We start from the raw sequence: 12,069 nt of genomic DNA, 5'->3' as shown, positions 1-12,069 counted from the left end.
TTAGCGAATGGTTTAGTTCGATCTATTGGTAACCTTCTGGGAATGGATTTGGCTCAATCAGATCCGATTCAAATACTACGGTTGCCTGACCATCACGATTCCATTGACCGATGCGGGTTTTACTCCACAAGTGATGATTAGGATGCAGCTTGACGTAACCTTCTGGCGCAGTGTCCAGTTCGATTTCGCCAGTTCTGGAAACTTCTACGATTTTGTCGATATCGAAGCTGCCAGCTTTTTCAACCGCTGCTTTCCATAACCAAGGGCCAAGGTAAGCTGCTTGAGTTACGTCACCGATAACGCTGTCTGCACCGTGCATTTCTTTAAATGCTTTTACAAACTCAACGTTGTTCGGGTTATCCAGGCTTTGGAAGTACTTCATTACTGAGTAGAAACCTTCCAGGTTTTCACCGCCGATACCCAATACTTCATCTTCAGTAACCGACAGAGTCAGCAAAGTCTGGTTTTTAGAAGTGATACCTGCAGCATTCAGCTGTTTGAACCAGGCAACATTACTGCCACCAACTACTGCAGCAAAGATAACGTCAGGTTTTCTCAGACGGATACGGTTGATGATTGAACCGAACTGAGTGTCACCCAAAGGTTTGTACTCTTCACCAACCACTTGACCGCCCAGCACTTTTTCAATGTGGATACGCGCAATTTTCATTGAAGTACGTGGCCAGATATAGTCAGAACCAATCAGGAAGTATGTTTTGGCGCCTTTTTCTTCAGCAACCCAATCCAAACCTGCCAGAATTTGTTGTGTAGCTTCTTGACCGGTGTAAATCACGTTTTTGGATTGTTCCAAACCTTCATAGAAAGTCGGGTAATACAAAATACCGTTTTCTTGCTCAAAGATTGGTAATACCGCTTTACGTGATGCAGAAGTCCAGCAACCAAATACCGCTGCTACCTTGTCATTACGTAACAATTTGCGTGATTTTTCAGCAAAAGTCGGCCAGTCACTGGCGCCATCTTCCTGAATGATCTTGATTTGACGGCCGAGGATACCGCCGCTTTCATTGATCTGTTTAATTGCCAGTTTCTCAGCTTCCTGAGCACCGGTTTCACTGATCGCCATGGTGCCGGTCAATGAATGCAAAATACCTACTGTTACTGTGTCATCGGTTACTGCCAGACCCGTGGTGTTGACTTCAGCAGTCGGATAATCCGCCGCCATTGCTGTGCTGGTAATAAAACCAGCCGCTACCATTGCACTAAGCAGTGCGCCGGTTTTGCCTAAAAATTTTCGTCGACTAAAGTAGCTCATCGTGTATCTCCTGTTAACAAATTAGAGTGAACAGCATTGTTCCGAACGGTTTTGTTTTTTTGGGGGCTCAATGACCGAGCATCCAGGGTCTTGCGGTTTTCTTTGTCTGCATCATCAAGCCATTAGGGTTACTTTTGGCTTGTGCTGCCGCTTTGGATTTGTCGGCTGAATCCGTTTTGCAAGTGTGGGTTCCTGAGCAACCACAGCTGGAACGTCGCACTTGTTTGGGTTCATGGGCCGATTTTTCATTGCGCTCTTTAGCCACTCGAGTGTTACGGTCCATCAGCGCGAGATAGGGTGCAGTAATAATCCGCACCGCCATCTCGCCACATTCAACACATTCGACGGATTCACCGGCTTCGCTCATTTTGCGAAGCGCGCTGAAGTCGCCACAGTGTTCACATCGGTAGTCATATATCGGCATAACGTAATGTCCCGTCTTAAGATGTAGAACTTAAGTCAAAGCCCTGAGTGACAAATTGCGATGGGCCATCTGCCGTCGGGTTAATGTTGAAATCAAAGATTTCAGTCGGGATCCACAATGTGGCACAGGCATTCGGAATATCTACCACGCCGCTAATATGACCTTGAACTGGAGCGGTACCTAAAATGGATAGTGCTTGCTCACCTGTGTATCCGAATTTCTTCAGATACTCGATGGCATTGAGACACGCTTGACGATAAGCAACATGTACATCCAGGTAATGCTGTTTGCCCTGTTCATCAACCGAAATACCTTCAAACATCAAGAAATCACTGTAAGTCGGTGTTAAAGGACTGTTCTTGAACAGTGGATTTTTGATGCCGTATTTCTTCACGCCATCTTTAATCAGGCTGACTTTGATATCGAGATAGCCGGCCATTTCGATAGCACCACAGAAAGTGATTTCGCCATCACCTTGAGAAAAGTGAAGGTCGCCCATTGATAAGCCACCATCTTTCACATAGACCGGGAAGTAGATTTTCGAACCTTTGGTCAAATCCTTGATATCGCAGTTACCACCATGTTCACGAGGCGGTACGGTGCGAGCACCTTCTTTTGCTGCTTTGGCTGCTTCATCACCTTTTAAACGGCCCATTACTGCAGCTTGTTCATTAGGTGGCAACGCTAAAGGCGGAACACGATCCGGCTCAGTTGCAATCAATTCCGCTTCACGTTTGTTCCACTCTTCCAGCATTTCTCGTGATGGCAGACAGCCAATCAAACCAGGATGCATAATGCCGGCGAATTTAACGTTCGGCACATGACGTGAAGTGGTGTAAATACCGTGGAAATCCCAAATGGATTTACGAGCTTCAGGGAAGTGATCGGTTAAAAAGCCACCGCCGTTCTCTCTAGAGAAAAAGGCGTTGAAACCCCATTGCGAATCTTCAAAGGTGCCGACATCTAAAATGTCTACCACCATCAAATCGCCCGGTTCGGCACCTTCAACACCAATCGGTCCGCTGAGATAGTGGACTTGTAACAAGTCCACATCACGAATGTCATTGGCGCTGTCGTTGTTACCGATCTGGCCACCGGTCCAATCCATACATTCCACACGGAATTCATCGCCCGGTTTGACCATGGCAATCATCGGAATATCAGGATGCCAGCGATTATGGATTTGTCCGTCCTGTTCCCAGGGTTTTTTATCTAAGTCTAGCTTTACCAACGTTTTCATGAGTTTCTCCTACTTTGGAAATTTAGCTATTAAACGGCAGCTCAGAACTGCAACTGCATGGTGAGCAAAAAGCTATTGGTATCGGATTCGTTTGTTTCTTCAAGCTGTGAAAACACCGCGGAAACTTGAGCGTTATAACCATCGATGATGTACGCCACGCCCAAATCGGTTTGTCTCAGATCGACGTTGTTGTCTGCATCAAAACGCTGATACCTAACAAACGGTTGGATTTGGCCAATGCCAACTTTTTCATTGAAGATGTAGCCCAGACCGGCGGAGTAAGCATCGCCTTCTTCGCTTGTGAACACGCCATCGGTATCGTAATCGTAATAAGCGGCTTCAATTGACAGGGCACCTGGGCCAACATTTTGTTTTTCCATCAGAAAATCAATGCTGTACGAGCTGTATTTGCCCTGATCGGTTGCAGAAACAGCACCATTGTTTTGAGTTCTGCCAGCAATACCAACGGTCAAAATGTCTTTGGCACCAAGGTAGTTACCTGTACCGTAATAGCCTGGTTCTTTGTCCCAGAAGCTGTATTGCAAACGACCGGCATACATCAAACCATCTGAACCACGTGAGCTTTCCACCAAATCGGCTACAGGGGCAATTTGGAAAGTGGTATTACCTTCAAAGGCACCAAAAGAATATGCAAGACGTTGGTCAAATGCTGTGGCAACAACCGCCAAACCGTCATCACGACCAATGTAACCACCGTTAAAACCATAACGAGAGGCAATACCAGCCCAATAACCACCGCCTAATGAATAATATGGACCAGCCATATTGGCGCGATCGCTTGGAGATAAAAAGCGACCAGCCCATAAACTGAAATCTGGTGTTATTTCAAAAATACCTGCAGCATCAATTACCTGGAATCCCTGACCGGCAATACTTTTTTCGGTGTTCAACATCCCTTTGATGTATTTGTTCAAAGAGCCTGACAAGTAGATACGAGCACTGTCGAGATTAAAATCATTTGAGTATGACGAACCGTTACCGGCACCGTCTTCCACACGGCTATAACTGCCACGCATACCAAAACCAAGACTTATGTACTGATCTTCACCAAAGGTGATGGTGCCTGCAGCATGAGTAGTGGCTATTGGAGCTAATGTAGCGGTTGTGGCCAAGGCGACCAGATATGCAACTTTGTTCAGTTTTTTCATTTTTCTTCTCCCGAAAATCTCACCAGAATAAAAAGCGTCGTTGTTGAATTCGCCCCGGTGCTCATCAACCATTAAGTTCGAGAGCAATACTAGTCAGCTGGGTCTGCTGCTTAAATACGTCAAATTGCGTACATGGGTTACGTAGGGTTTCAGTTACTCTTTGAGCAAGTGTTCAAACAACAGATCGTTAAGGAGGAAAAATGAAACACCAATCCATTCACACTATTGGCGCATTCTGCTTAATGAGCAGCGTTTTACTACTGTCAGGTTGTGGCGGTGAATTCAGCTATAAACGCGGTGCGACAGCGAAAGATTTTCAGAGTGAAAAACAACGTTGTGAAACCGTGGCGAGCTCTGAAAAAGAGATTGATGAATGTCTTCAGCAACAAGGCTGGCTGGTCGTTGGTCCAGATAAGCCATTTCTCCCTCTGAGCCGTGGCGAGAGTAAAACCATTGCTGTGGCCGGTGATGTTATGGAAGAAACAACAGACCAACCCGTCGATCCCATGGAAAAATTACAGGTTAATTCCTGGTGGCGGGCTGGCGCTGGTCCAGAAAAATTAATGAATGACAGTAACGCCTGTAGCGCTGAATTAGGGGAGGAGCATTCACCCGAGGCCAATATGAGTCTAGTTACCCGAGGCTTATTAGGCTGTATGCAGAAAAAAGGGTGGGCTGTCCTTTTACAGCAATAAGGTTGTAGTGCTCGTTAAATATTGATGTGAGGACTGGAATACGAAGCTGTTTGGAATTAGGGCATAACTATTGCAGTCCCACGTTTATTACTATCCGAAGAAGGGGAAATGAGCATGATGCAGCTGTGGCGTGATTATGATCCCGGTGAGTTCTATGATGAGCTGATGTACGATCAGCATCAGCCCAGACACTTCAGTTACAAGTTGCTGGATTATCTGAAATCCATGCGTAAAGAGGCATTCGAACAGCGCATTGTCGACTCTGAACTCGAAATACTGGAACGTGGTATCACCTTCACGGTGTACAGCGATGCAGGCAATATAGATCGTGCCTGGCCCTTCGATATCATTCCCCGCATCATTCCCAAACGTGAATGGGACTGCACCGAAAAGGGGCTGGTGCAACGGATCCGTGCTTTAAATATGTTCATCAATGACATTTACAATGAAGGTAACTTCATTCGTGATGGACTGATTCCTGAAGAAGTCGTGCTGCAATCCAAAGGTTACCGCCCTCAATGTAAAGGCATGCAACCGGCGCATGGGGTTTGGGCACATATTTGTGGTTCGGATTTAGTACGTGATGACAACGGCACCATGTACGTGTTGGAAGACAATTTACGGGTGCCTTCCGGCGTGGCCTATATGCTGGAAAACCGCAAAACTACCAAGCGTGTGTTACCGGAATTATTCAAATTGCTGCATATCAGTCCGGTCAATGATTACCCTTCTCACCTTTCTGCCATGCTGGCCTCACTGGCACCGGATATTGCACAACCCAATATGGTATTGCTGACACCAGGCATTTATAACTCAGCCTATTTTGAGCATGCCGCATTAGCCCAACAAGCTGGGTTAACCTTGCTGGAAGGCGCCGATCTGACTGTTGCCAATGATGGTTATGTGTATATGAAGACCATTCATGGGCTGGAACGGGTCGATGTCATTTATCGACGTATTGATGATGATTTTATTGATCCTCTGGTATTTCGTGAAGATTCCACCCTGGGCATACCCGGAATTATGCAAGCCTGGCGTGACGGTAAAGTCGCCATCGCCAATGCACCCGGCTGCGGTGTTGCCGACGATAAAGTCATCTATGCCTATGTTCCAGCGATGATCCGTTATTACCTTAATGAAGAACCTCTGTTACCAAACGTCCCCACCTGGATGTGTCGAGATCCCGACCAATTGCAGCACGTTCTCGACCATTTACCGGAACTTGTCGTCAAACCGGCTAATGAGTCCGGTGGATATGGCATGTTGGTGGGGCCGCATTCAAGCGAGGAAAAAATTGAGGAGTTTCGCCAGTTATTAATAGCTGATCCCAACAACTATATTGCTCAACCTACCCTCAAATTATCGGTATCCCCCACCAGTTGCGGCGATCACATTGCACCCCGTCATGTCGATTTACGGCCATTTATCCTGTCTGGTAAAGACAACTATGTCACGCCAGGTGGTTTGACACGGGTTGCTTTGGTTAAAGGTTCGCTGGTTGTTAATTCTTCGCAAGGTGGTGGTAGTAAAGATACCTGGATAGTCGATGATTCATACTTTGGGGGGCTGAGCTAATGTTATCGCGAGTTGCAGAACGGGTTTACTGGCTGGCCAGGTATTTGGAACGGGTGGAAAATACTGCTCGATTAATCAATGTTCACACCGGTCTATTGATGGACTTACCTCGGGATGTTGAAATTGACTGGTTTACGCTGGTCACCATTTTTGATGCTGATATGTTCTATCACGCTAACTTTGATCAGATTAATGAAAATAATGTGATGCAATTTTTGCTGGCAGAACCTAACAATCCAATTTCTCTGCTTAATTCTCTATCGGCTGTTAGAGAAAATGCCCGGACTTCATTGGATATCCTGCCGGAAGAAACCTGGGAACAGGTCAACGAACTATATCTACTGGTTAAAAATGAAATGGCCGCGATCAGTAATCGGCGCCGTCGTCAGCAATTGTTATTAACTATTATGGAACGCTGCCAAACGGTCTGGGGCATATTGGCTAACCATATGAGCCGAAACCACGCCTATCATTTCATGCAAACAGCTAAGCATCTGGAACGTGCGGATATGACCAGCCGGATTCTGGAGATGACCTCATTACTGATGGCTGAAAATCGAAGCGAATCCTTGCGGGCGGCCGAGGGCATTTTGTGGACACACTTATTACGCGCATTAAGTGCCCAGCAGATGTACACTCAAACGCATAGCTCATCCATGAATGCTGATGGCGTGTTAACCTTCTTAATTCGCGATGAAGCATTTCCACGGTCATTATTCTTCTCGTTGAAAGCGATTGGACGCTATATATGGCCTTTGCCGCAGTCCACCACAACATTGGAACATCATCAAATAATCATGTCCGAAATATTTACTGAAAGACTGAATGAGCTGCCTGCCGAGATGATCCATACCCGTATGGATGATTTACAGGCAAAACTCGCCAATTTGAGCAGTCAAATCAGTCAGCAATGGTTTCATCCAGATAGATCTGTTGCATGAGACGTTTTTATTGCCATTGCGGGCAAGAAATATTTTTTGATAATACTTACTGCAACAGCTGTAACAGTATTTTAGGTTTTGATCCTGAGCAGCAAAAGCTCATCAGTATCGAGCCTTACAAAGGCCAGTTTCGTTCGGTAAAAAATCCGGAAAAACGCTATAAACGCTGCGTGCATCATCAGCATCAAATGCAGTGCAACTGGTTATTGTCTACTGATGATCATTTTACTCAATGCCTGTCGTGCCGATTGACGCGTGTGATTCCTAATCAGGTCTATCCTTATAACGTCAAACGCTGGGCAGTATTAGAGTCGGCAAAACGCAGGATGCTTTATGGTTTGCTCAGACTTGGCTTACCGATTGATAACTGGCCAGCTGATGATATCCAGCGGTTGCAATTTCATTTCCTCGAAGATCAGATTAGCAATCCGATTGATGGTCACGAGCAGGTTTTAAGCGGCCACGCTGCCGGGGTCATCACATTAAATGCCTCTGAAGCTGACAATAGTTATCGCGAAGCTACGCGTGAGGCGATGAATGAACCTTATCGAACGTTATTAGGTCATTTCCGTCATGAAATTGGCCATTTTTATTGGGATAAATTGATTAAAGATCAGTCGATTTATAACGATTTTAAAGCATTATTTGGTGATGATACCGTTGATTATCCTAAGGCTTTAGCTGCTTATTACGAGGCTGGCCCTCCCGAAGATTTTCAGCAGGAATATATTTCAGCCTACGCCAGTGCACATGCTCTTGAGGACTGGGCCGAAACCTGGGCACATTATCTATTGATGCACGAAACACTTGAAACGGCAGTGGCGTTTGAAGTTATCAGACAACCCGAGACTGATCGGGAATTTCATGTGTGGTTATCGGAATGGATGCAATTGGTGCTGGTGTTAAATGCGTTGAATAGAAGTATAGGTAATGCCGATGCCTACCCATTTGTGGTGTCAACCAAAGTACAAAAGAAACTGCAATTTATTCATGATTTGATGCACAGATAGTTAATCAATAACCACATTTTTCTTACTGTTCGCTGAATCGTGGCATCTCGGTAAAGGCTTGACGTAGTTTATCTCCCCAAGCCTTCCTTAACTCAATCAGATAAGGATGCTCTACTCCAAAGCGATAGTGAGTGCTTATATCGTAGCTATCCTTTTTATACATCAGCACTTCAATCGGTGGACCGACGCTGACATTACTCTGCATGGTGGAGTCCATTGAAATCAATGAGCAGGTTGCCGCATCAAGCAGAGAAGTATCCGGCCGGATAAAACGATCTAAAACCGGTTTGCCATATTTGCTTTCACCAATCTGCAGGTAGGGCGTCTCTTTAGAGCTGGTAATGTGATTACCTTGTGGGTAAATCATATACGCCTGTGGTGGACCGCCTTGAATTTGACCAGCAAGTAACAAAGTCGCTTCAGGGGCAAAACCTGACGCTTCATTTTCAGAGTATCGACGAATACGACTGCTGAGAATTTCACCAATATAGTCAGCGGTATCCGATAAATAACTCAAGGTATTGAGATTTCGCGCCTGACTTTCATGTATATCACGATGTATCTGTTCCACCACAAATTGTGTGGTCGCCAGATTACCAGCACTTAATAACACTAAACAACGGTCTGCATGGGTTTCAAAACGTGTCATTTTGCTATAAGTACTCACCTGATCGATTCCTGCATTGGTTCGGGAATCGGATGTCAGTACTAATCCGGCATCTAAGGTAATGGCTAAACAATAGGTCATACACGCCTCTGAAATAATCATGTCAAAGATAGTCGACATTGAGTTACAGAGCAATGCCCAATAAGGGTTATTTGAGACAGTTTTAGAAACTTGGTTGATTAAGCGTTATTTCACTTAAATTTTAAATTCGAATTCTGGCAATCAACGGCAGGTGATCTGAAGCTTGTTGTGCCAGATTGGATTTATGGACGAACAGCTCGGCTTGACAACGTTGTGGTGAAACCCAGATACGATCTAATGCAAAGATAGGCCATCGGGTTGGAAAAGTTGCTAAATGCGGTTGTTCATTAAAATGCCGATGCAGCCAACGCAATGGCCTACCCCAGAGTAACCACTCATTCACGTCGCCTAACAAACAAGTGATATGCGCTTCCTGTTGTGATTTCAGCTGCAGCAATTGCTTAACCTGCCAGCGTCGCTCTGCCGGTTTCAGGCCTAAATGGGTAGCGATAATCTGTAGTTCGTAGCCGGCAACATCAAATGTCGCTTCAATTGCACCACGAGGCTCACATTTATCGACGCTTAAATCGATATGTTTGAAGGATGTTAAAGGCAGCCGAGTGAGTAAAGCATTGCCGTAATGGCGAGTTTCGCGAAACAACGTAGGACCAGCAAGGGCTTCATGGCCTGTTTGGTAGGCTAGATATTCCAATAAATCAAGATCATCTACACAATGATGCTCTACTTCCTGTAAAGCAATAATATCGGCATCAATCTCTCTTATAACAGCTGCAATTCTTGCAGGATCAAAGTGACCATCAGTACCAATACAGGCGTGAATATTATAAGTAGCAACGGTAAATGTATTTTGTTGTTTTATCTCGGTCACGTGTCTGTTGAAATTCTATTTAGCCATTTTTTAACACCATACATCAAGCCGCCGATGGCTAAAACGACGATTGCAAAAACAGCTATCTCAATTGGCTCGGGTTGTTGGACAACTCTCATCAGTGAATTGGCAAAAATCGTTATCGCCAAAATGCCTGGCAACATGCCGAACAAGGTTCCCAAAATAAAATCCTTGAGTTTTATATGAGACGCACCGGCTACCAGATTGATTAATGTAAAAGGCGCCACTGGAATAATCCTGACCGTAATAATGGCCAGCACACCATGATTAGCCAATCTTTTGGATAAGCGGTTTAATTTTGATCCCGCCATTTTAGAAATGCTTTTACGCCCTAGCCATTGGCCCACTATATAACCAAGAATGGCACTGAGCAATGAACCGGCAATGGCATAGATACTGCCGGGCCAAGCACCGAAACTAATTGCAACCGTTACTACCAGCAAGGTCAACGGAATGGCGATGAGACCTGCAATCGCAAAAACCGTGATCACAATGATAGGGGTAAAAGGGTTATCGTTAAGAGTGCTGATCCACTGTCTCATATTTTCTGGGGTCAACCACTCATTTAACGGTGTCCATTTCCATAACGCTGTCAGTGCTATTACAGCAAGCAAAACCAGCGCCGCAATGATAATTTGTTTTTTGGGCGATTGCGGCTCGTCTATCGGTACCAGCTTACGGCTCATTGAAACAGAATCCACTGGACGCTCTGGATCTATGTAATCTGCTGTTGGGGTCAAACCATCGATGCTGTCGTCTATTTCACAATCCAGCATGCGTAAGGTACGTGGTAAGTCGTCTCGGGCATCAAGCAATTTAATCAACGAGCCATGCTCGGCAAGCAGGCTTTCCAATTCAAACGCTTCAAGATCTAGATGCTCACAAAGCAAGGATTCCCGGAAAGCTTTTATTGCCTGCTGCTGATCATTATTTTCAGACTCAATGGCTAAATCGCATTCACTATCCAAGCCCATTGAGCGGTTACTTAAATTTGCTGACCCCACCCGTAGCAAAGTGTTATCAACAATCATCAATTTGCTGTGCAGACTGATATAAATATCACCTAATGCTTCGTGATGCGGGTAACAAATTCTTAAACGACCATATTTATCGGCATCACATAGTTTGCGACTGACTCTTGAACGCAATACATCCATTGTATGTTGCTCCAGCCAGCCCCCTGTCATTTTAGGACAAACGATCACTACTTCAGGGCCATCGCTTTCCGATAATCGGTGGGCTAAAACCTCTGCGACTTTCCACGAAGTAAAATACTGATTCTCGATATAGATAAGCTTTTTTGCCGCGGCAACAGCATCAAGATACAAGGTTTCAACTTCGATGATTTCCGCTTGCTCATTGAATTCCGGCATGGTGCGGGCGATAGCAATATTCACTTTGTGAAAGTCGGGTTCGACCTCGCTTGGCCAAATATCTTCGTCATAATGTGGAGCTTGCTGCAGTTGCTGCCCGGTTGCTTTCTGCCATCGTTCTCGTGCCAACTCAGCAAGACTTTCTGCCACTTTGCCATCCACCAGCATCTGCATATCGTGAAATGGTGGATAAACGACTTTATCAGGATCAATGCGGCGTTGGTCCTCAGGGGCATGATCACGGGTGTCCCAGCGATGCTTACCGGGATCGATACCGCCGCAAAAGGCAATTTTGTCATCTATAACGACAATTTTTTGATGCTGTGAGCCGCCAAACGGACATTCGCCATCAAGCTCGTAATGTAGACGCGCCTGTTTTTTCCAACTGGGACGAAACAGTGGCAGCCACTCTCTCTCAAGGGTATAAAGCATTGCCCAGTCCCAATTGAGAATGTACACATTTAATTCTGGTCTTTCGGCTAAAACCTTATGAATCAATTCACCTAATTCTGCGGGATGCTCTGTTGGGGTGTCACCTCGAATCAAAGTTAAGCGACTATCAATATCCCAAGCAAGAATATAAACAGTATGTCGAGCTTGTTTGATAGCTTCATATAAAGCGCCAAAGTAATTTTCACCATCGACCAGCAATGCTGCACGATCGGCTTGCAGATAACGCCAGCAGTTTTCACCTGGACGAATAATTTTAGTTTCTTGCATAAATCGACACGAGCTCCCTGTCGAAGATCAAATATTGACCAAGACTAGCAC

General features: G+C 45.3%; 11 protein-coding genes. 4 read left to right on the top strand and 7 right to left on the bottom strand.

Going from position 1 to position 12,069, the window contains the following annotated elements; genetic code table 11:
• Positions 1–22: 22 nt before the first annotated feature.
• The 4 genes from urtA to A9E74_RS06545 all read right to left on the bottom strand — a co-directional run bounded on the left by urtA (position 23) and on the right by A9E74_RS06545 (position 4,106).
• Positions 23–1,273 (bottom strand): urea ABC transporter substrate-binding protein, encoded by a 1,251-nt coding sequence (gene urtA / locus A9E74_RS06560; RefSeq protein ID WP_069295842.1) that lies wholly within the window; start codon positions 1,271–1,273, stop codon positions 23–25.
• Between the two features lie 67 nt (positions 1,274–1,340).
• Positions 1,341–1,697 (bottom strand): FmdB family zinc ribbon protein, encoded by a 357-nt coding sequence (locus tag A9E74_RS06555; protein ID WP_069295841.1) that lies wholly within the window; start codon positions 1,695–1,697, stop codon positions 1,341–1,343.
• Between the two features lie 16 nt (positions 1,698–1,713).
• Positions 1,714–2,937 (bottom strand): formamidase, encoded by a 1,224-nt coding sequence (gene fmdA / locus A9E74_RS06550; RefSeq protein ID WP_069295840.1) that lies wholly within the window; start codon positions 2,935–2,937, stop codon positions 1,714–1,716.
• Between the two features lie 41 nt (positions 2,938–2,978).
• On the bottom strand, positions 2,979–4,106 hold the full coding sequence (locus A9E74_RS06545) for a porin (RefSeq protein WP_069295839.1): 1,128 nt from the start codon (positions 4,104–4,106) through the stop codon (positions 2,979–2,981).
• A gap of 200 nt (positions 4,107–4,306) precedes the next feature.
• On the opposite strand from A9E74_RS06545, the gene A9E74_RS06540 reads away from it, so the two are divergent.
• The 4 genes from A9E74_RS06540 (at position 4,307) to A9E74_RS06525 (ending at position 8,327) form a co-directional block, all read left to right on the top strand.
• On the top strand, positions 4,307–4,801 hold the full coding sequence (locus A9E74_RS06540) for a hypothetical protein (protein ID WP_069295838.1): 495 nt from the start codon (positions 4,307–4,309) through the stop codon (positions 4,799–4,801).
• A 114-nt stretch (positions 4,802–4,915) separates the two neighbouring features.
• A complete protein-coding gene (locus tag A9E74_RS06535; RefSeq protein ID WP_069295837.1) occupies positions 4,916–6,376 on the top strand; it encodes a circularly permuted type 2 ATP-grasp protein in 1,461 nt (486 codons plus the stop codon).
• Positions 6,376–7,317, top strand: coding sequence for an alpha-E domain-containing protein (locus A9E74_RS06530; RefSeq protein WP_069295836.1), 942 nt, complete (start codon positions 6,376–6,378; stop codon positions 7,315–7,317). Before A9E74_RS06535 ends, A9E74_RS06530 begins: the two co-directional genes overlap by 1 nt.
• A complete protein-coding gene (locus A9E74_RS06525; protein ID WP_069295835.1) occupies positions 7,314–8,327 on the top strand; it encodes a zinc-binding metallopeptidase family protein in 1,014 nt (337 codons plus the stop codon). Before A9E74_RS06530 ends, A9E74_RS06525 begins: the two co-directional genes overlap by 4 nt.
• 22 nt (positions 8,328–8,349) lie before the next feature.
• Here A9E74_RS06525 and A9E74_RS06520 read toward each other — a convergent pair whose 3' ends face one another.
• From A9E74_RS06520 to A9E74_RS06510, 3 genes are all read right to left on the bottom strand, one after another.
• The gene (locus A9E74_RS06520) at positions 8,350–9,075 is read right to left on the bottom strand and encodes a proteasome-type protease (RefSeq protein ID WP_069295834.1); all 726 of its coding nucleotides are present in this window, start codon (positions 9,073–9,075) and stop codon (positions 8,350–8,352) included.
• A 121-nt stretch (positions 9,076–9,196) separates the two neighbouring features.
• The gene (locus A9E74_RS06515; protein WP_245652083.1) at positions 9,197–9,904 is read right to left on the bottom strand and encodes an endonuclease/exonuclease/phosphatase family protein; all 708 of its coding nucleotides are present in this window, start codon (positions 9,902–9,904) and stop codon (positions 9,197–9,199) included.
• A complete protein-coding gene (locus tag A9E74_RS06510) occupies positions 9,901–12,018 on the bottom strand; it encodes a VTT domain-containing protein (protein ID WP_069295833.1) in 2,118 nt (705 codons plus the stop codon). Before A9E74_RS06510 ends, A9E74_RS06515 begins: the two co-directional genes overlap by 4 nt.
• Positions 12,019–12,069: the final 51 nt, after the last annotated feature.

Source organism: Methylophaga muralis (genome assembly GCF_001720165.1).
Classification (GTDB): domain Bacteria; phylum Pseudomonadota; class Gammaproteobacteria; order Nitrosococcales; family Methylophagaceae; genus Methylophaga; species Methylophaga muralis.
Note: the sequence above shows the minus strand (reverse complement) of the source record. Positions and strands in the feature narration are given on the sequence as shown.